This window comes from Bacteroides sp. K03, from assembly GCF_019734355.1.
In the GTDB taxonomy this organism is placed as follows: domain Bacteria; phylum Bacteroidota; class Bacteroidia; order Bacteroidales; family Bacteroidaceae; genus Bacteroides; species Bacteroides nordii.
This window is the reverse complement of sequence record NZ_JAASHC010000012.1, coordinates 81,241-103,291: the sequence shown is the minus strand read 5'-3', so window position 1 is coordinate 103,291 and position 22,051 is coordinate 81,241. Positions and strand designations below refer to the sequence as shown.

General features: G+C 40.1%; 14 protein-coding genes and 1 tRNA gene. 3 read left to right on the top strand and 12 right to left on the bottom strand.

The window, feature by feature from the left end:
- Positions 1 to 109: 109 nt before the first annotated feature.
- A tRNA-Lys gene (locus HCG69_RS10700) sits at positions 110 to 182 on the bottom strand.
- A 117-nt stretch (positions 183 to 299) separates the two neighbouring features.
- On the opposite strand from HCG69_RS10700, the gene ettA reads away from it, so the two are divergent.
- From ettA to HCG69_RS10685, 3 genes are all read left to right on the top strand, one after another.
- Entirely contained in the window at positions 300 to 1,994 is a 1,695-nt protein-coding gene (ettA, locus tag HCG69_RS10695) for an energy-dependent translational throttle protein EttA (protein ID WP_025866443.1), read from the top strand.
- A 218-nt stretch (positions 1,995 to 2,212) separates the two neighbouring features.
- Positions 2,213 to 4,894 (top strand): carboxypeptidase-like regulatory domain-containing protein, encoded by a 2,682-nt coding sequence (locus tag HCG69_RS10690; RefSeq protein ID WP_221650033.1) that lies wholly within the window; start codon positions 2,213 to 2,215, stop codon positions 4,892 to 4,894.
- Between the two features lie 28 nt (positions 4,895 to 4,922).
- Positions 4,923 to 6,323, top strand: a complete 1,401-nt coding sequence (locus HCG69_RS10685) for a choice-of-anchor J domain-containing protein (RefSeq protein WP_221650032.1) — start codon at positions 4,923 to 4,925, stop codon at positions 6,321 to 6,323.
- 136 nt (positions 6,324 to 6,459) lie between these two features.
- On the opposite strand, the gene HCG69_RS10680 is transcribed toward HCG69_RS10685, so the two are convergent.
- The 11 genes from HCG69_RS10680 to HCG69_RS10630 form a co-directional block, all read right to left on the bottom strand.
- The gene (locus HCG69_RS10680; protein WP_221650031.1) at positions 6,460 to 7,533 is read right to left on the bottom strand and encodes an endonuclease/exonuclease/phosphatase family protein; all 1,074 of its coding nucleotides are present in this window, start codon (positions 7,531 to 7,533) and stop codon (positions 6,460 to 6,462) included.
- A 263-nt stretch (positions 7,534 to 7,796) separates the two neighbouring features.
- Positions 7,797 to 10,445 carry an ATP-binding protein gene (locus HCG69_RS10675; RefSeq protein ID WP_221650030.1) on the bottom strand — a complete coding sequence of 883 codons (2,649 nt, stop codon included), beginning with the start codon at positions 10,443 to 10,445 and terminating at the stop codon, positions 7,797 to 7,799.
- A 69-nt stretch (positions 10,446 to 10,514) separates the two neighbouring features.
- The gene (locus tag HCG69_RS10670; RefSeq protein WP_221650029.1) at positions 10,515 to 11,714 is read right to left on the bottom strand and encodes a glycosyltransferase family 2 protein; all 1,200 of its coding nucleotides are present in this window, start codon (positions 11,712 to 11,714) and stop codon (positions 10,515 to 10,517) included.
- Positions 11,715 to 11,725: 11 nt separating this feature from the next.
- A complete protein-coding gene (locus tag HCG69_RS10665) occupies positions 11,726 to 13,150 on the bottom strand; it encodes a hypothetical protein (RefSeq protein WP_221650028.1) in 1,425 nt (474 codons plus the stop codon).
- A 14-nt stretch (positions 13,151 to 13,164) separates the two neighbouring features.
- On the bottom strand, positions 13,165 to 14,013 hold the full coding sequence (locus HCG69_RS10660; protein WP_221650027.1) for a glycosyltransferase family A protein: 849 nt from the start codon (positions 14,011 to 14,013) through the stop codon (positions 13,165 to 13,167).
- Positions 14,010 to 15,158: a glycosyltransferase family 4 protein gene (locus HCG69_RS10655; protein ID WP_221650026.1), complete on the bottom strand. Its 1,149-nt coding sequence runs from the start codon at positions 15,156 to 15,158 to the stop codon at positions 14,010 to 14,012. The genes HCG69_RS10660 and HCG69_RS10655 overlap by 4 nt, the downstream gene beginning before the upstream one ends.
- Positions 15,155 to 16,063: an SP_1767 family glycosyltransferase gene (locus HCG69_RS10650; protein ID WP_221650025.1), complete on the bottom strand. Its 909-nt coding sequence runs from the start codon at positions 16,061 to 16,063 to the stop codon at positions 15,155 to 15,157. Before HCG69_RS10650 ends, HCG69_RS10655 begins: the two co-directional genes overlap by 4 nt.
- On the bottom strand, positions 16,060 to 17,214 hold the full coding sequence (locus tag HCG69_RS10645) for a glycosyltransferase family 4 protein (RefSeq protein ID WP_221650024.1): 1,155 nt from the start codon (positions 17,212 to 17,214) through the stop codon (positions 16,060 to 16,062). Before HCG69_RS10645 ends, HCG69_RS10650 begins: the two co-directional genes overlap by 4 nt.
- Positions 17,211 to 18,320 carry a glycosyltransferase family 4 protein gene (locus HCG69_RS10640; protein WP_221650023.1) on the bottom strand — a complete coding sequence of 370 codons (1,110 nt, stop codon included), beginning with the start codon at positions 18,318 to 18,320 and terminating at the stop codon, positions 17,211 to 17,213. Before HCG69_RS10640 ends, HCG69_RS10645 begins: the two co-directional genes overlap by 4 nt.
- Positions 18,321 to 18,331: 11 nt before the next feature.
- Entirely contained in the window at positions 18,332 to 19,810 is a 1,479-nt protein-coding gene (locus tag HCG69_RS10635) for a lipopolysaccharide biosynthesis protein (RefSeq protein ID WP_221650022.1), read from the bottom strand.
- 176 nt (positions 19,811 to 19,986) lie between these two features.
- Entirely contained in the window at positions 19,987 to 21,075 is a 1,089-nt protein-coding gene (locus HCG69_RS10630) for a glycosyltransferase family 1 protein (RefSeq protein WP_221650021.1), read from the bottom strand.
- Positions 21,076 to 22,051 lie beyond the last annotated feature (976 nt).

The window sequence follows — 22,051 nt, the reverse complement described above, 5'->3', positions numbered from 1 at the left end:
CCACCGATAATATGCTTGAAACGGCTATTTTCTACTACCTGCCTGAAAAAAGAAATCCCTGATAATATCTGATTATCAGGGATTTGCTTGATTTTTCTTTTATTTTCAGTGATCCGCCTGGGGCTCGAACCCAGGACCCCAACATTAAAAGTGTTGTGCTCTACCTGCTGAGCTAGCGAATCAATCCTTATTGCTGTTAAGCGGGTGCAAAGATAGAGGGATTTTTTTAACTGCCAAAGAAAATCTAATATTTTTTCTTATCTTTGTACCAAATTACATTTTACACATTATTATATAATATGGCAACAGTAGACGATAAAAAGATTATTTTCTCAATGGTGGGAGTGAGTAAATCCTTCCAGAATAATAAACAGGTTTTAAAAAATATTTACCTATCCTTCTTCTATGGAGCAAAGATTGGTATCATTGGTCTCAACGGATCGGGTAAATCGACTTTGCTGAAGATTATTGCCGGACTGGAAAAATCCTATCAGGGTGAGGTAGTCTTTTCACCGGGGTATTCGGTTGGCTATCTGGCTCAGGAACCCTATTTGGATAATACGAAAACGGTGAAAGAAATCGTGATGGAAGGGGTACAACCCATTGTTGATGCGTTGAACGAATACGAAGAGATCAACCAGAAGTTTGGTTTGCCCGAGTATTATGAAGACCAGGATAAAATGGATCTGCTCTTTGCCCGTCAGGGAGAATTACAGGATATTATTGATGCTACTGATGCCTGGAATCTGGATAGTAAGTTGGAACGTGCTATGGATGCTCTTCGTTGTCCCCCGGAAGATCAATTAGTGGAAAATCTGTCAGGTGGTGAACGCCGTCGTGTAGCACTTTGTCGCCTGTTGCTACAGAAGCCGGATATCCTTCTTCTTGATGAGCCTACCAACCACCTTGATGCTGAGTCTATCGATTGGCTTGAACAACACTTGCAACAATATGAAGGTACGGTAATCGCCGTAACACATGACCGTTACTTCCTTGATCATGTAGCCGGATGGATTCTTGAACTGGATCGTGGTGAAGGTATCCCCTGGAAAGGTAACTATTCCAGTTGGCTTGAACAGAAAACCAAACGTATGGAGATGGAAGAAAAGACAGCGAGCAAACGTCGCAAAACACTTGAGCGTGAGCTGGATTGGGTGCGTATGGCTCCTAAAGCACGTCAGGCTAAAGGTAAAGCTCGTCTGAATTCTTATGATAAGCTACTGAACGAGGATGTAAAAGAGAAAGAAGAGAAACTTGAGATATTTATTCCCAATGGTCCTCGTTTGGGAAATAAGGTGATCGAAGCTAAACATGTGGCTAAGGCTTATGGTGATAAGTTGCTCTTTGATGATCTTAATTTCATGCTTCCTCCTAATGGTATTGTAGGTATTATCGGTCCTAATGGTGCAGGTAAGACAACCCTTTTCCGTCTGATAATGGGGCTTGATGCCGTGGATAAAGGTGAGTTTGAAGTAGGAGAGACTGTAAAGGTAGCCTATGTAGATCAGCAGCATAAAGATATTGATCCTAATAAGACCGTTTACCAGGTTATTTCCGGTGGTACGGAATTGATTCGTATGGGTGGGCGTGATATCAATGCACGTGCTTATCTTTCACGTTTTAACTTCTCTGGTGCTGATCAGGAAAAGCTTTGTGGAATGCTTTCAGGTGGTGAACGTAATCGTCTGCACCTTGCTATTGCATTGAAAGAAGAAGGCAATGTGCTTCTTCTCGATGAACCTACCAATGATATTGATGTGAATACACTTCGTGCACTTGAAGAAGGTCTTGAAGACTTTGCAGGATGTGCCGTTGTTATTTCGCATGACCGTTGGTTCCTCGACCGTATCTGTACTCACATTCTTGCTTTTGAAGGAGATTCAAATGTGTTCTATTTTGAAGGCTCATATTCGGAGTATGAAGAGAATAAACAGAAGCGATTAGGTAATGAAGAACCGAAACGTGTTCGTTATAGAAAGCTCGTTAATGACTGATATTTATGATATTCTGAAAGCTTTCTAAAGCTTTCAGTTTCAAATGGGAAGCTCCGTGGTTTTACTGCGGAGCTTCTCGTGTTTTATAATGCAATAAAATGTTTGTTACTCTTAAAAATCGACATGAAAATGTAATGTGGTTTTAAATCTTATTAATTATATTTGCACTTCAAAACATTTATTAATTAACAAATTCTATTAACTAACAAACAGAATTTATGAGAAGACATCTAATTCATTTCCTGCTGGTTGCAATACTGACAGTTTGCTCTGCTGCTACTGCCTTTGCCCAGACTACAGTGAAAGGTCAAGTTGTTGATGCTGAAACCGGTGACCCATTGATTGGCGCAGCCGTTATGGCGGAAGGTACTTCACAAGGAACTGTTACCGATCTTGATGGTAAATTTGCCTTAAGTATCGCTCCCAATGCAACATTACTATTTAAGTATGTTGGTTTCAAAGACCTGAAAAAGAAAGTAATACAGAAGGGATCTTCTGTGGATTTAGGTATTGTAAAGTTAGAACAGGAAGCTGTGATGTTGAATGACGTAACAATTACTTCATCTATTGCCATTTCACGTAAAACTCCGGTGGCAGTATCTACTGTTGATCCGGTATTTATCTCAGAGAAGTTGGGTACACAAGAGTTTCCGGAAATATTGAAATCTACTCCGGGTGTATATGCTTCCAAAGATAACGGTGGTTTTGGTGAATCCCGCGTGACTGTACGTGGTTTCGGTACTTCCAATGTGGGAGTGATGATTAATGGTGTCCCTATGAATGATATGGAATGGGGCGGTATCTATTGGTCCAACTGGGCAGGTTTGTCAGATGTAACACGTTCTATGCAGGTGCAAAGAGGATTGGGTGCATCCAAGCTTTCTTCTCCGTCTGTAGGTGGTTCTATCAATGTTATAACGAATTCTACTGACGCACAAAAAGGTGGTACGCTATCCTATGGTGTTGGTAATGATGGATATAACAAAGTATTGTTCAGCCTTTCTTCCGGATTGACAAAAGACGGCTGGGCTTTTTCTGTTTTAGGTTCTAAAACATGGGGTGATGGATACATTCAGGGATGTGAATTTGAGGCATACTCCTGGTTTGTTAATATATCCAAGCGTATTGGGGACAGCCACTCTTTGTCATTGACTGCAACCGGTGCACCTCAGACTCATAATAAACGTTATGATGAGTTGACCATCGAAGAATGGGACAAGCAAAAGAAAGTAAACAAAGGTTTAGGTTATCGTTATAATGCCGCTTTCGGATATGATATTAATGGTAAAGGTATGACCGGTACCAGTTATAACTCTTATCACAAGCCACAGATTTCTTTGAATCATGTATGGGATATCGACCGTAAGTCAAGCCTTTCTTCTTCTGTATACATGTCTATTGGCGACGGTTTCGGATATAGAGGTGTAGGTAACACAGGTAGTTTGTATGGAGCAACATCCGGTATTCCTAATACAACCTATCGTAGAATAGACGGAACGATGGATTATGCTGCTATAATGGAACAAAATGCAGCTTCTGACAATGGTAGCAAAGTAGCTTTGGCCAAAAATATGAATACCCATCTTTGGTACGGACTTCTATCTACTTATACCAACCAGGTAAACGATTATCTGAATTTGCAGGGTGGTATCGATCTTCGCTACTACAATGGAGGTCACAAAGCTGAAATTGTAGATTTGATGGGAGGAGATTTTATTGTCGATCCTGACAGAAAAAATGTAGGATATAAAAAGGATGATACAGCTTGGCAGAATGAACGTCTGGGTGTAGGTGATGTTGTTTATCGTAATTTTGATAGCTATATTGCACAATATGGTGCATTTGGTCAGGCTGAGTATTCTCAGGACAAGCTTTCTGTTATCGTATCCGGAAATGTGAATGCAGCTTCAAACTGGCGTAAAGGTTATTTCTATACAGATAATGAAAAGTCTGCAACGAAAACTAAAGTTGGCTATGGAGTCAAAGGTGGTGTAAACTATAATATTGATAGTCACCATAACGTATTTGCCAATGTAGGTTACTATTCTCGTACTCCATATTTCTCGGGTGGTATCTTCCTTAACTCTCAAACAAGTAATGCGCTCAATCCTAATTGTAAGAATGAAGGTGTATTTTCTTTTGAATTAGGTTATGGATTCGTATCTCCTATTTTCTCTGCCAATTTGAATCTTTATCGTACAACTTGGGATGACCGTACTATCCAAAAACGCTTGTCGGTATCGCAAGAAAGTTCTTACGTATACTTGAATGGTGTGGGAGAATTGCATCAGGGTATTGAACTGGACTTCATTTTGCGTCCTGTTCGTTCGTTGACAATCAATGGTATGTTCTCTTTTGGTGATTGGACGATGACAAAAGACAATGTACTCGGATATATGTATGACGGGCAAGGACAAGCTGTTGACAAAAGTATGAGACCTGTAACTCCTGGTTCGGAAGAACATGCACGGTTGCTTATGAATACAAAAGGCGTTAAGATTGGTAATGCTGCCCAGACAACAGCGTCTTTGGATGTAAATTATGAGATACTGAAAGGTCTTCGTGTTTTTGTCGGTGGATTATTTAATGGTCGCAACTACTCTGAATATGATATTGCGGGTCTGATTACCACCAGTACTTTGAATGGAGATCCGGTAGATGTAGCACAACCATGGCGCATACCTTCTTCTTTTACTTTTGATGCAGGTGTTAGCTATAAGTTTAAGATTGCTGGTATTGATGCAACCTGGACTGCTAATTGCAACAATTTGCTAAATGAACAGTATATTACTGATGCTACAGACAATGGTGCCAAAACCGGTGGTCACGGATGGAAAGATGCAACTGTGTTCTATGGCTTCGGACGTACTTGGTCTATGGGTATGAAGATTAGATTCTAATTTTATGATAATAAAGAATATAACAAGTATGAAAAAGATATTATTGGCAACTGCAGCGTTGGCGCTCGTATTCGTTTCATGTAATCATGAACCCGAATTTGACGGAATGAAAGAATATAGTCCAGGAAACGTTTTGAAACTGGAATTGACCTACGCCGGTGATTACACATCGACAGGTGGATTTCTTGATGGTGAAGACAATCCTGATAATCCTACAGCTCCTGCTAAGGTAAATATAGAAAAATGGATGAATTCCACTTATTATACGGCAGAAAAGGGTTCGGAAGCTACCATTAAATACAATCTGTTTAAAACATCTTATTCTGATGAAGTAGGGTTTAATGAAGATTTCCAAAGAAATTTTGTAAATGGAGCCAATACTGAAATTCAGGGATGGATGAATTATTTCACCGGTGATAAGACTTGGGTTAATAAGATATATAGTGGAAATGCATATACCCAGATGGCTAATGGTGATGCTGAAACTACTGAGGCATGGCTTATTACTCCTAAATACACAGTAGTAAAAGGTGATAAATTCAGCTTTGATGTTTGCGTCGGATATTATAAAGGAGATTGTTTGCAGGTTCTCATTTCTGAAGATTTTTCTGGTTCAAGTTCGGATGTTACTTCCAAATATACTACCTGGAAAGATGTGACGGAGAGCTTTAACATCCCTAAGGAACCAACAAATGCTTATGGCAAATTGGGACCTGCCGGTGAGATAGATTTATCTTCTTATGAAGGAAAGGCTATCAATATTGCATTCAAATACTCTGGTGCTCTTGATACAAAAACTACCACCATTCAGCTGGATAACATCCATATTGCTCGTGAAGTATCAGTGACATCAACTGTAGTGAAAGAGGCACGTGCAGTAGTTGATAACGATAAGAGCACATGGATTGTGACTCTTCCAAGCGATATTCCCGATATCCTGGTGAATGAAGACTTTGAAAAAGGAAAAGATTATGATAATGTTGCTCTGGATGGCTGGTGTAACAGCAAGATGAAGGGTGAAAAATCTTGGGAATACAGATCGTACCAGAATAACAGATATGCCAGTATCACAGCCTTTAATAATGGGGAGTTAGAAGCATGGCTGATTACCCCTGCACTAATTCTGCAGAAAGAAATGGTATTGAACTTTGATTTTGAGTATAGATATCTGGCAGGTGACGTATTTACGTTGATGATTTCTACTGATTTCAATGGTGATCCATCAAACATATCTTCTGCTACTTGGGTTGACATTACACCGGATAACTTGGACAAAACCAATGACAAAGCGTTTACTTCGTATAGTGTAGACTTGGCATCATATATCGGTCAGACTATATATGTTGGTTTCCGCTATATTGGTAATAATGCTACCGGACTTACAACTACTTGTCAGATTGATAATGTATATGTAGGAATTCCTAAATAAGAACCTGACGTTCGATAATTAGAAAGATCGGTTTATAACTAAAAGTGCACCCCAAAAGTCTGATAAAACTTTTGGGGTGCATTCATTTTCGAGACAGCCTCTTTTTTTTCCTGTATTTCAAAGATTGTTTTTTTCCTCAGAATCCCATTCTCATCACCACTGGTTTATGATCGCTATAATCCACTTCCGGAGAGAAATAATCCAACCCTTCAAAGTCTTTTGTGTGTAGGATATAGTCAATCCTCAACAGTTTCTTGAAATAGCGGAAAGTGTACATATATCCATGTCCGCAGGTTTGAAAGCCATCCTTTAGTTTATCACCTTTCATGGTGCGATATGTATAGGATGAAGGCAGTGAGTTGAAGTCACCGCATACTAATGTAGGGTAGGGGGAAGCGGTTATCATCCTATGCAGTTCTGCTGCTTGAGCGGCACGTTTCACAAAATTCTCTTCCAGCCCTGCTGCCAGTTTATGAATTGCATTTTCGGTACCGGTGGTATTCTCTGTGGCGAGCTCTTTTTCCAAAATGCGTTTGTTACTGCTCACCTCTGTTGTCTGGAGATGGTTATTGAAGATACGGATTATTTTTCCATTCACACTGATATCGCATTGCATACTGCAATTTCTGCTGTCCGGATGCGTTATAAGTACAGTATTCTGGATAGGAAATTTGCTGAACAAAGCTACCTGTAAGATGGATGTTCCATCTGTTGGTTTAGGGATGGAATAGTAGGGCCATGCAGAAAGAACCTGTTTTATGCTATCCTCATTGAACTCGCGATTGCTGCCAAACTCTTGCATGCACAGGATATCTACACCTTGTTCCTCCATGAAGCGGGCTATCTCTTTACAGGAATATCCGGTCTGATCTCCATTAAAAGCATCTACGTTGTAGGTGGCGAGGGTGAGTGGGGCTTTAGCTGTATCCGGAGAAGAGAGCTGAATAATCCGGTTCAAGTATGCCCAGTTGCCAAGGATGGCGATAAGGGGGATGAGCAGCCATATTCGGAGCCGTGCGGCCCAATAGATAAGTACGATAAGATTTATCAGCAATAATACCGGCAATGCAAGGCCTATAAAGGCAAAGCCGATGTATTTATCCGGAGATACGTAACCGGAGAAAGCTCCTGCCAGTGTTATACCTGCCAATATAAAGGTTATTACAATTGATATGCAATAAAATAGTTTGAATACAGCTCTTTTTCCCATAATTGTTTAATTGACAGTTGACAGTTGATAATTGACAGTTGACGGTTGACAGTTGCTATGCAGTATGACGGTGCTACTCATCTCTTCTGAGAGGGGGGCTTTGGGGAAACTTTTGTGGTGTAATTATTTTTTTTCCTTCTCAATTTGTTTAGAAGATTGCACTGTGCGTTTATATGTCATTGTAATTATGGAGCAGCCTCCTCTCGAGTAATTGGTTACGTTTCCCCCCTACATAGTAACTGTCAATTGTCAACTGTCAATTGTCAACTCTTTAAGTATTTCTTTATAATTGTTTTTAATTTCTCTTGTGCTATCGGCTTTGAGATAAACTCAGTACATCCTGCGTCCGTAGCGGCATTTCTGTCATACTCATAAGCAAATGCACTTTGCATGATGATAGGTACGTCCGGAGATAGTTCGCGAATAATTTTTGTAGCCTCCAATCCATTCAGATTAGGCATTTTGATATCCATTAATATCAGGTCCGGTTTTACCTCTTCAAACATCATAACTACTTCCATACCATCTCGTGCACGTGTCAGATTATAATTCTTTTTCAGTATTGCATTCAGCAGATCATAGTTACTGTCCGTGTCTTCAGCGATGAGAATGCTTGGTTTATCAGTTCCTTTATCGGCATTGCCGGGTTGTGATTCTACGGTAACTGTGTTATCTTCCGTACCTGTAGATAAGGGTGCTTTTTCCAGTGTGGGTGGTTCTGTTTTCATACTGACTTTTGCAGGTAGCCAAAAGCTGAATGTTGTTCCTTTCCCTACTTCTGAGGTTACGGAGATCTCTCCGCCCAGCCGTTCAATGATTGTCTTGCAGATAGAAAGTCCGAGTCCCGTTCCCTGTGTCGTACTATTTAGTTTCATAAAGCGTTCAAATACTTTGTTCACTTTATCTGCTACGATACCTGTTCCTGTATCCGTCACATGGAAGATTATCCTTTCTCCTTCTTGCCGGTATCCATAACTGATACTTCCTTCTGTTGTAAATTTCAAGGCATTTCCTATCAGATTGGATAATACCTGGAAGATACGATTCTTGTCGGAGTCAATAATAATTGCTTCATTTGAAGGCTCGTAGAGTAGTTGTACATCTTGCGGGGTGCGAAATACATGTGCATCATGGATCTCCTTACATAATCCATTCAGCCTTACAGGGGCACAAGTAAATTCTACAATGCCCGATTCTATTTTCGATAAATCCAGTATCTCATTGATCAGTTGAAGTAACCGTTCATTATTGGCATCTACAATGGTATAGTACTCTTGTCTTTCGTCAGCATTTTCGCTTTCTGCTATGAGACGTGAGAATCCTACGATGGCGTTAAGTGGGGTACGTATTTCGTGGCTCATGTTTGCCAGAAAAGCTGACTTCATATTATCCGATGTTTCAGCTTTTTCTTTAGAAATCATCAATTCGCGTTTCATCAGTTCCAGTTGCGTGATGTCCCATTCAATGCTGATGACAACCGGTGAGAAATCTTTCCCCTCTACCTTTATTTTCTGTTTATCCAGGATAATAAGATTTCCATTCTTATCTTTTTCTTCCGTCACCCAGTGTTTGCATTTTCCGGTGGCAGCAACCTCCATATCTTCTTTTCGCTTCTGCTCGGCCACTTCCTGAGGATAGTAGTCGAAATCAGTCATTCCGGTGGTTTCATTCTCAAAACTCATATTTCGGTTGTATGATTCCCGATTACGGTATACATAGCAAAAATCGCTGTTCACATCTTTGACCACAATACCTGCCGGTAGATTCTCCATCGTGGTATCCATGATACTGTTCAGCCGTTTTATCTGCGATTCGTAGTGCAGGCGTTCTGTGATATCATGTGCGAACGACCAGTAACTACTTTCTCCTTCGTCACTTGTCACATGATACATTGTTCCTTCAAAAGCTAATATCTTCTTGTTACCTGGTATCGGCTGGTATGCGATAAAGTTGCAGCAACCTCCTTCGTTTATTTGTTTATATCTCTGCTGCCAGTCCTCGATCGTGTTTATATCACCTGCCAACTCGTATATCTTATACAGATTCAATTTATCTTCTTCTGGTATTCCGTGATTCTCTTTGAATAATCTGTTGGCGAATATCAGCGTACCATCTTCCCGAGCGGCAAAGATACTCTCTTTGGCATTGTTGATAGCATGCGTAAGTGTATTTATATCATTTCGGTGGCGTTGTATGTCTGTCACATTTTGTACATATCCTTCCATGTAGAATGTCCCGTCGGGCAATTCCTCACGGGTATACGTTTGTATTCTCAGATAACACACCTCACCATCATAGCTGATGCGGTAGTTTATGTTATATTCATTAATTTCTTTTTCATTATTCTCCAGCCATTTGGCAAAGAGATTTCTGTCTTCCTCAACTATCATCTCATAGTAACGTTCGATTGGAATAGAACGTTGCTCTTCTTTACAAAGAATACCTGTGTATCCCCAGTAATAGAACATCCGTTCTTTACTGACGTATTTCCATTGTCCGATCTGGGCAGCCTTTTGAATCTCTCTTAATTCATGATTGGTGCGTTCCAGCTGTAGTTTCACATTGCTTCGAGCCGTGATATCCCGATATTGGCAAAGTACTTTATCCTCATAAGGATACATGATACATTTGAAGTAATACGTTCCCTCTGGCAATTCTAATTTATAGTTTTTGCTAACACTTTTTTGTTTGTCTATAACCTGCCGGAAAATCGGGACCAGCTTTTGACGGGTATACAGAGGTAATAAATCAAATATGTTTTTTCCCAATAGTTTCTCTTCCTGCAGAAACCAAAGAGTACTGTGTGTATCAATGTCTACGCAAGTCCCATCCTGATCTACCAGTATCATTGTATCAGCTGTGATTTGCAGTATTTTTTTGGCGTTCTGCGCGTCATGCAATGTTCTGTCCATATGGTATTATGATTTATGGTTTATGATTCATGAATTATGAGAGGATGTTGAATTATGATTTATGAGGATTTATTTCCCTCTTTTAGCCTTTTCCCACGCACCGGTTCCACGTTTTTTCCTCAGATATCCTATTCCCTTCAGTACATTGACGTTCATAAAAAGAAAATAATAAGGAATAAACAGCAGTTTGTTTTTTATCTGTCGTGTTGACAGGTAATACCCCCAAAGTCCCAGAATGTAGAACAATATCTGAAGAATCAGAATCGTTCCGTATATCTCACACGAAGCTCCCATACACAGTAATAGCGCATTGAGTGGCAATAACAGAAACAACAGTATGGGAGTGAGCGACCATCGTAGTACCCGGTGCGATACATATTGGAAACTCAGTATCCCATAGCGGAACGGATTCAGCAACCGGCGCAGTCTCCAGATAGATTGCAGACCTCCGGCGGCAATGCGTACTTTTCGTTTTTCTTCTTCGTGCATATCTGCCGATCCGCTTTCGATAGCGTATGCTTCTGTACAATAAGCGATTGTATGTCCTTGCATGGCAATACGCAGTGAGAGGATGAAGTCGTCCAGTAATGTATCCTGCTCCATCTCTTCAAACAATTCCCGGCGTACGGCAAACAGTTCTCCAGCCGCTCCTACGGCCGAGTACAATCGTGCATCCAAGGCTTTCAGGGTTGATTCGTATTTCCAGTAGATACCTTCTCCTCCGGCAGCTGCACCATCCCGTGTTTGTACGGCAATTCGTTTCTCTCCGGCCACACAGCCTACGCGTGTATCCTCAAACGCCAGTACGATTTCGCGGATAGCCTCCTGGTTTACCATCGTATTGGCATCAGTAAACACTACAATAGGCGTGTTTATCAACTTCATACCCCGGTTCATCGCAGCAGTTTTTCCTTGTCGTTCGGATTGGAACAGTACGGTGGCTTTTCCTTCCCAACGAGTGCGTAGCTGTTCGTTTGTTCCGTCATTACTACCATCTGTCACCCATATGATGTGTAGTTTATCCTCTGGATAGTCCAGTTCGAGAGAATTTTCCATCTTTTCGTCCACCACTTCTTCTTCGTTGAAAGCGGTGATAAACAGCGTTACTTCGGGCAGTGTACCGTCTTCGGGAAGTTTTCGCTTTATTGGTTTTACAAAAAGCTCTTTCAACTTTACGAGCAGGTAGAGAACGATACCATAGCCCAGATACGTGTAGAACACGATGAAGAGGGCTATCCAAAAGATGATTTCAATCCAAAGAGTATTCATATAAAGTATCTTTATTTTATTCTGTTGAGTAATTCTGTTTTCTTCTGTGAATCTTTAAGCATATTCACAAAATAAAGGGCATCTGCTTTGTTGGAAGCGTTGCTTTTATCATTTTCGTATTGTTCTACAAAATGTGTGGCATGTTCTGTCAGATACTTCCGGCAGTCTATGTTTAACATTAGTTTATCTTCAAAGTCAGCATATGACAGTCCACTAACGGCGTTATCTGTTTCGATAGAAACAATATCCTGTTTCTTCAGACCTGTTAGATTGATGGTGACAGACGGGTAGTAGAAATATTGTCCACTTGGTAGGTCAACGGTTAGTTTCAGGGTCGTTTCGTCTATAACTTCTATTTGCGGAGCGGCCCCATGAGTACGGTAGTAATTATATTCATAATACTCTTCCTGAGAAGGGAACCACATGGAGTCGTCTCCGTCTTTACCATAATTGTCATTGAGCCAAAGCAGGAAGTTTACCCAGCCGGAGTCTGTTCCGTGTACTCCGATATAAATAGCCATTCTTTCTTCTTTAGGCTTTTGGAGTTGTTCCTCGATCAAGGGTTTAAAGTAGTTGGGAGAATCGTTAAACCAGCGTTCGATTAACACATTGTGCAAATCGTCTGCCACTTTAAAAGGGTACAGTTTGACTGTTCCTGCCTGTGCTACCATGGTTTGTATGGGAGGATATTCAAGTGCTGCGGTTACATATGCCTTATTGCCATCCGGTTCAGCCAGTGTTTTACAGCCCCGGCCATTGAGGTGTTTCAATATACTGTCTTGTGCATTAGGGTATTGTTCTAGCAATGCATTTACGTCTTTTTCATTGTTTACGACAAGATTATGGAAGGCGATTCCCCAACCATAATTCAGCATTTCGCGCACGTTGTTCCATACTAGGCCTTTTTTTATACCAAAACGATTATGGTTCTTTGGATTGTACATGAAGATTTCTGTTCTCTCATTCATCCATGTTTGGTCGGGATTGAGCGTAGTAGTAGGAGTAAAGCGTATTTCATTGCCAGCTCCGTCTGTACTTCCAAGTGTTTTTTCCAAATACCAGATATCGGGCGGAAGGTCACTCCATAAAAGATGGCCTACATTATAATAATATTTATTAGTCAAAGGCTTTCCGTTAATAGCTGCCCATGTACAAGAAAATGCTGCTTGTTTACAATCATCCTGTGTGAGCATAAACAGCCACGATTTGTTATATTTCAAATGAGGAATTTCTGCATTTAAGCTTTTACGTACCAAAGGCTGCTTTATTTTTATGAAAATTTCCGTTTTGATATTTTCCTCTTCATTTTGAAAGGGATAAAGATAAATTGGCTTATCTTCTATTAAATTTCCTCTGGTTAAGTCTACCTCCCTGATACATGATACTGCGAATAAGGAAAGAACCGACAACATGAGATAAATAAATTTTTGTTTCATGAACTACCGATCTTTTATTTTATCAAATTAGAATCTTCATCTTTGTAATTATCTTTTGGAGTGAACAGTCCTGTTATACCTTTTAATGCTTTGATCATCCTTATTTTGAAACTGTTCATAAGTGAGCCATCTGCATTAATGGTACCATTACTTGTCAGTACCCTTGCTTTATGGTTTCTAATGAATACCAACTTGCCTTGTGATTTCATAGCTAACGCCAGTGATCCATCCTCTCCGCGAATAATATCTGTTCTGAAACCAAATAGTCTGGCTGGTTCCGTATGAAAACCAAAAGCCATTCCCCTTACACATAGTTCTGGACGTTTGATAGCCTGAATATGTAGATGTACATCTCGTAGATTTTCATAGAACCATAATCCGATTTGTGAGTGTTTGTTATCCGCCATAAAGCTCCATAAGCTAAATGTAGCTATTATTCCCGGTTTCATTAATTGCTCAACATGTGTTTTTATATAATAAGGGGGGTAAAGTGTATCGGCATCAATGCAGAGATGCAATTTTCCACGTGCGTGATTCAGTCCGCACTGTCGTGCATATCCGGGGCCTTTTTGTGACTCATTATAATAGCGGGCTCCCAGTTGTTGTAATACCTCTTCTGTATTATCTGTTGAGTTGTTGTTAACGGTTATTATTTCAATAGGGAAATTGAACTGGTTATCACAAAGCGACCAAAGGCAACTCAGGAGATGAGTTGCTTCATTGTGGGCAATAAGTACTATGCTTGCCAATGGTTCGTTACTTTGAAATTCTGCTAATTTCCGACATACTTCTTCTATAATAGGAGCCGGAATTTCGGAAACTGGTTTTTCATATACTTGTATGTATTTATTATACCATTTCATACATCGTCCTTTTTAGTTATTGATTGGAATAACTCTTCCCATTGTTTTGCAATATTTTCCATCTTATATTTTTGAGCGTCTTCATATGCCTGCTGTCCCATTAGCAGGCGTCTGTCTACATTTTCAATGAGAAAACTTATTTTTTCTGCCATATCTTCAATGTTACCATCTTCTACCAGTAGTCCATTTATTCCATCATTAATAATATCACGTGGTCCGCAGGGACATGTAAATGATACGGGTGGAACCCCGCAACCCATTGCTTCTGTTATAACCATTCCAAAGCCTTCATATCGCGATGAGAGCACAAAAATGGAACTTTCGCTGTATCTATCGGCAATGTTGTTCACAGTATGTTCCAGTTGGCATTTTTCTGTTAGTCCCAGACGTTCTATCTGTGTTTGCAATTCTGTTCGCAAAAAGCCGTCGCCATAAATGCGTAACATCCAGTCCGGATGTTCGCGTATCACAAGGGCCCAACTGTCTATCAATCTATCAAATCCTTTCTGTGGCGCATATCGTCCTACGGCTATTACACTTTTTTCTTTTCCGTCTGATTTCTTATTCAGTGGTGTAATAATAGGATTAGGAATAACACTTATATTGGAAAGTTCAGGCCAGAATCCTGCTTCTTCATGTGTCAGTAATATAACTTGTTTCAGTTGCGATAGGTTGTGTACAAATTTCTTATTCCATTGCACCTTTAACCATTTCAAAACAGGATTTCCACTTGCAAGTGTTTCGGCTCCATAGGCATGGCGGGTAACGTGGAATTCTCCGATTTTAATACTACCGTCATTTATTTTATTGATAAAATTCAGTTCCCGCCTCAAAGTTGATATGGTGATGTCTGGACTGAGTTTCCGCAAAGTTTTGGTGAATTTTTTTTGGAAACAACGATAACGAAATGGATATTTTAATAGTTTTGTGAAGTGTGACTGATTATATGGATAGTCAAAAGCTATTCCCAGGTCAATGTGTTTTACCTTCGGTGATAACGGAAAGTATGGTTTACGATCTCCAAGTTCCGAAGTTAGAATCGTTACATCATTTCCCTGTTCCGCGAAATAGCCAGCTTTGAATGTAATAATACGTTCCAAGCCTCCCGGTGCTTCTAAAGAAGGCAGATAATATACTAATTTCATATTTTAGCAATGATTTGTTTCTGATATTCTTCTCCGGCATCCGCTACCTGGCTACCATCTGGTGCTTCATTTACGTATTTACGTTCTAATTTTACTTTCCTTTGTGCGCCCATCCGCCACCATTCGTATTCAATGTCTACATGTCCTATATCCATTGCTTGGCGTCCGTTTTTAAACAGATCGTATGCCAATACGGTCGCTGTAGGTCCTAAAGCAATAAGATAGAGTACCTCTTTTTCCAGCTTGAGCGCTTCATTCAGAATATCATCATACCGGCTGAATGCATCATGAGGCGGACAAAGAATACGACGAATACTACGTGCTCCGCTAAAGAGATCGTTGCCTACTCCCAAACGACTCTTTTCGCCTTCTATAAAAACTACGTTACGGTCAGTCCAAATACCTCGCATGGCTTTAAACCAGCGTCCACATGCTTCTTTCGAGGCAAAATCCATGTAAGGTCTTGTTACAAAAGTATTATAATACAACCGATTCGGTTGTAGATATTTGTCCCACCATGCACCATACAGAAAAAAGTGAGTTCTCCAGAATCGGCGCGCTTTACGGTTGTATCGGTAAAAATCTGAAAATACATCCGATATACATACCAGGTGTCCTTCTTCATGGCTCACCAGCACCTCTTTGAGTCGTGCCGCCAGTAACTGATCTCCTTTTTGAAATCCGATTTCCTTATCTGCACAGGTAAGCAGCATTTCTCCGTCACCGTAGCGACTTACTGAACAATGCTTGTCTATCACTGTTTGTATTGTTTCGTCAATGGAAGCTACCCGGGGAACTACTTTCTGCCGATGTCGCAACACGATATACCAAAAGTTATACCACTCTACCGTACTTCCATAGCGTATCTTATACTGTATCTTATCAATCAATGGCTTTATATTCATGATAATATACTTTTAAATAATTCATCCCACTTTTGCATAATATTTTCGAGGTCAAAACGATGTATATTGATTACTGCCTTTTTTCCCATTTGTTTGCGTACATCTTCATTGGTGATGATGAAGTCCAGTTTCGCTGCAAGTTGGTCTATGTTTCCGTTTTCTACCAGCAGTCCGTCTTCTCTGTCGGTAATAATATCTCGCGGGCCACACGGACAAGTAAATGATACAGGGGGGATACCGCATGCCATTGCCTCTCCCAATACCATGGGCATTCCTTCATAGCGTGATGAGAGTACAAATACCGAACTTGCTACCATCTCTTCTGCTACTTTTGGGGTAGTACCTTCAAGCCGGCAGTTCTCATGGGTTAGTCCCAGTGCATCAGCTTGTTTCCGGTATTCAGTTCTCTCCCCATCACCGTATATTACAAGTTGCCAATCCGGATGTTTTTCACTTACTTTCTTCCAAGCTGGGAGTAATAAGTCAAACCCTTTTTGGTAGGTATATCTGCCGATAGCGAGTATTCTTTTGGCTTCACAGTCCGATGTACAGGTAGTACGGAAAGTGGAAGGATTGTGTATACATATTACATTGTTTAGTTCTACCCATTTGTCCCGGTCCTCATTGGTTAATACAACAAACTTTTCCAGTTTTTCCAGTATACCCAATAGTTGATTCATCCACATGCGAGCAGCTACTTTTCGGATACTCGCGGGTGCTTTTATATCATTAAAGTTCCGGTAATTGTCTCTGCTAAAATGAAATTCTCCTATTTTTCGGCTTCCGTCCCGGATAGAGGTAATGAAGTTTATCTCCCGTCGTAATGTAGATATAGTAATATCGGAACGTAGTTCATAAAGAGTTTTACGCAATCGCTTTTTGTAGCGTTGTTGACGATTGAAATAATTGTATAGACGCATAGCCAGATTTCCACCTCCAATACGATCAAAGTTGATATCCAGATTTATCACCTTCACCAGTGGGGAGAGTTCATAATACAATTTCCGCCCTTTTTCTTCTGTAAGAATGATTGTTACGTCATATCCCAGTTTTTCTGCCAGATAGTTGGCTTTTAATGTTAATACGCGTTCCATCCCTCCCGAAGCATAAAGTCCAGGAATACAATAGGCCAATTTTATTTTTCGGTTCATAGGCTTTCGATCACATATTTCATTTGTGTTTTCCACGATAATTTTTCGAGTATTGATGTCCGTATTTCTTTTGGAGTTAATGCCACTGAGTGGTAGAAATCTACTACTTTCTGTATATTCAGTGGTGACTCATCTGCAGGAATTTTCATTATATATGGCATCTCTTCAAAATCGTCGTCAATTTCGGAGTAAACAAATGGGATTCCTCGTGCCGCATATTCCCGGTTTTTTAGTGAACGAAGGTGGGTGATCCCGCTTCGGTGACGTGCCAGGCTACCAATGCCTAACTGGCATTGATCGAATACGTCGTCAAGCGCTTTTCCGAAAAGAGGACCATGAAATATAACCGATTCTTCGAGGTGATTCTCTGTTACCAGTTGATGATATTCGTCCATAATAGTAGGAATACCCTGTCCTACGATGTGTAATACGACATTTTGCAGGAGAGCAGTCTGTGTTACTATTCCACGAATAGCGCGGTCAAATCCATGCCACGGATGGATTGTTGCTACGGCTATAAGATGTAGTTTGCCATCTTCCGGTTGTAAGCCTGTTTTCAGAGGTACTGCATCAAAATCTATTCCGTTTGCTATACGAATGGTAGGGCGACCGAAAATGGTTCTATGATTTGAAAAAGTTATTATTTGGTCAATGTACATTGACATAAAACGGCGCAAACACTTGTCCATAAATATAACACGTTGGTATCCGGAAGATAATCCCTTGTATTCCTGATCATATGGATAAGTTGGAATTTCCATCACTATCCCACATCCTATTTTTTTCAGCTTCCGAAGTAGGTTGATAAGAAAAGGAGTAGTGTTGTGGTCACTACGGATATAAATCTGGTGGATGTCATTTTTACGTACGTACTGTGCAATACAGTTCAATCCCGTTCGTTTCAGAATTTTACCTTTTATTCCTGAGCCATAGTCTTGTAGTACAGTATCGTCTATCATCCGGTATTTCTTCCCATTGGCATCGTCAAGCCAGCATACACGTACATCGGCGCCGCATTCGCGTAATGCTTTCACCTGATAACGGATTTTCTTGCTGATACCATTAGCTTCATCAAATCCATGAAAGATAAGAAACAATATTTTCATTGTTTGCTTTGTTACTTGTTTGTATCGTTTATTTTTTTTCTTAGTTTCTCGACCAGTCCGCGTGCTCTTCTTATCAGATCATATTCGTGTGTGGTCTGTATGTACAGCCCAAAGATAAGGAAACTTATAATACTTTTCAATAGTAGCGTGAAAAAAATGTTATCCCCCTCTGTAAGGTAGTGCAGCGGTAGCAAGGCGGCAGTAATAAGCATGCTTACAATAATAGGTGATGCAAATTGTCGCAACAGCGTCCACATACTCCGTTTGAGCGTGATGCGGTACATCTGCCAGTAACATTGGATGAAGTTGATACAAAATGTAATGACAATGCACCATGCTACTGCTTCGAGTGTGCCAAACCAGAAAATGCCCAACAGCATACCACTTACGTTGAGTACGGACGAGAACAATCCGCAGATAAACAGGCTACGCGTATCTCCTGCTGCTTGAAAAATACTTCCAGAAGAGGAAAGGATAATTTGTATGCCCACCGAAAGGGTGAGAATACGGAATACGGGTATAGAGGGTAACCATTGATCTCCGAAGATGATAAGGGTAACTTCTCTGGCAGTGAAAAATAACAATACACTGAGTGGTATCCCGATAAAAGCAAGCAAGCGCATGATACGTTCGTAGGCAGAGCTAAGGCGTTGCAGATCATTCTGATAATCACTGAAAACGGGATGCATTACTGGTGTAATCACTTGCGTGATATTCTGAAGCGGAAGCATCATCAACCGATAAGACTTTTCATAATAGCCCAGCTGCGACATACTCATGTATTTGCCTATTAATAGCTTGTCCAGGTTTCTGCTGAAGTAGTTGATGACATTGAACAGGAATTGATAGACAGAGTAGGAAAATATTTTGCGAATTGCTTTCAATCCCAACGTTAGCGAGGCGCGCTGAGGATAACGTTTAATTGATATACCGAATATTAGTATGCTGGAAAGAATTGGACTGATAATTAATGCATACAGTCCGGCGCCACTCAGTGCAGCGATGACTGCGGCTACACCACTCGCCACTTGTATGCCGAAGCTACGCAGGGCAATGAACTTAAACTCTTTATTTTTATAAAATAGTGCATTGGGCACTATGTTGGCAGAGGCAAAAAAGAGGTTGAGACAGAGCAATTGGCATAGGATACGCAGAATGGGACTGTCATAATAAGCAGCAATGGACCACGAGGCGGCAAAGAAGAGTACGGATAGCCCTATTCCCATCCAGAGGGTGAATGAAAAGATGTCTGACAGTTCATGTTCGGTCAGAGTTTTATCTTGTATAATGGCAGGGGAGATGCCCATATCGGTGAAAATACCGAAAAAGGCGATGATGACTGTAGCAATGGCAACTATACCAAAATCATCCGGTGAGAGGAGCCGTGCCAGCACTCCGGCCACCACAAGGGAAATGATGATTCCGCTGTATTTAGCGAGGGCAGTGTAGAATACGCCGGAGAAAAGCTGTTGTTTGAGATTACTTGCCATGAAAAGTATTATATGAATCTGTTAAATATTCAAAGCGAAATGCTATTGAGTTAAATATATTAATTGGCTGCGCTGTGTCAATACACTTCCAGCCTCCGATAAGGGTGCCTTTCTAGGCGAGAGAGCTGCATCGGCACAGCGCGCTATATTCATTATTTATCCGTAGCAAATAGAGTTTAAACAAATTTAGAATCGATGTTCAAAATCGACTGATACGCGTTTATATAAGCATCTGCAACTGTATTGAGACCCATTTGCTGTTTCGCAAAGTGATAATTATCTTCACCTTTATCTTGTTCACAAAGTTGTCTTGCCTGTTCTAGAGCATTCGTTATACTGTTGATATCATTAGGGATAAATATGGGATTTTTTACCTCGTGAAGCAATTCACTTACATTTCCTACATTGGGACCTATTACGACCTTCCTGAACAAAAATGCTAAAGGGATATTACCAGAGTTTAAAATCTTTTTCCGTTGTACAAATATTACATCTGATGCTGCAATATAATAAGGGAGTTCGTCATTGTCTATGAGCTCTTCACTTGCTCCAGCTTTGACACCTCTTAATCTTAGAAAAAGAGGAACGAGATAATATCCGATGAAAGAGAGGATCCGTTTTAGTATATTTCGTTGTCCGGGACGCCTAGAGAATGGGAGCATTCGTGGAGCCAGTAAGAATTTGTTTTTATTCCGGAAACGTAAATAGCTATTTAGCACCATTTTGATTTCTTCATGATTGCGAAACTTACCAAAAGCGGTAATAACAAACCTATTCTTAGGGATTCCTATCCGGGCACGTGCCTCTTCGCGTGTTATGCTTTCGTTATATGTGTTTTCGTAAATATGGTGTGGTATGATAGCATTCCGGCTACTGGGGTAATTTTGTTTGAATTCTTCCAAACTGTATTTACCCATGTGTACTATTAAATCACTGCATGATTCTATTATTTCGTATGCCTGTTTAATGACTGGATTACTGTAATGGGGACAACTGTTATGGCGGGTATAGACAAATTGGGTTCCTGCAATCTTGAAATATGCAATACGCTGTTTGAGGCGTTCTATAACAGACTCATCTGTACAATTCCATCCCACAACTTCTTCCGGCCATTGAAAATGAACAATATCATATATATCGTCTTTCTCCCAGAAGTCATGACAAGAACAATGTATGTCAATCTTTAAATTGTAAATGGCCTGACAAAGGACGTGGACAAAGAGATTGTCAGCGTCATCTTCCCTGAAAACTATCAATGCTTTCATTGTTTTTTTATAATGTTTGTCCGTTTGGTACATTTATATTTTAGAATAGGGACAAAAATACATAAAAAATATTAGTATCAATGATTTGCTGGTAGAATTAATTTCTTTCTGGTGGTTTTGAATAATTTGCCAATATACTGTGCTGCCAATTATCCATCATCCACCATTCTCCGCCTACTTGTCAGTAAATCAACTATTAATTTATTCAATACTCCGTACAGGAAGTACAACAGTATGGGAATTTTTCCCAAGTTCAACACCTTAGTAGGAGGTCGTACTAGTACCCGGTTGGAAACATACTGTCTTCAGTGTCATAACTATCGCAGTAACGAGCACGACAAGTCCTTTATGCCAATCTCGACGATAGGTTCATCTATTAGGTTGTAGCCTTCATATCCCCAATGAAGTCGAGCTACAGGAACAAATCCGTCGCAAAGTAGCAGTCCTTTTACGTAAGTAAATTTGTGGTGATGGATAATATTGCCAGTAAGTTATTGCGTCTTGTTTACAGTCTGATTCACAAGTAACAGCTTTATGACAGGGATTATACACAAAGAGATCCAAGGTGTGTTGTGATTTCAGATATATGTAAATGCTGGATAAACAGATAAAGAGATTGTTTGATTGTTAAAAAATATATAATATTTTAATGCGTTAATAATCAACATGTTATGTGTTATGTTATTTACTCGTAGAGAATTGACTCGTTTCTCTACGACAAACGGAGCGTTTCTCTACGAGCAACGGGGTGTTTCTCACTGAGGAATAAACTAAATATCCATAAGATACGACAATTTGCATGAATATGAAGATGGAAATAATTATCAATTGTTATAAAAACAGAAAATGGAGTCAAGAAATGAGACTTTCGTTGATTAACTTTTATTAAAAATGTGTGTGTTACAAATAGTTGGTTTTAATGGAATGTATAAGAATAGTTTCGGCTTGAGAGCGGAGATGGGTTGGGAGAATTTTG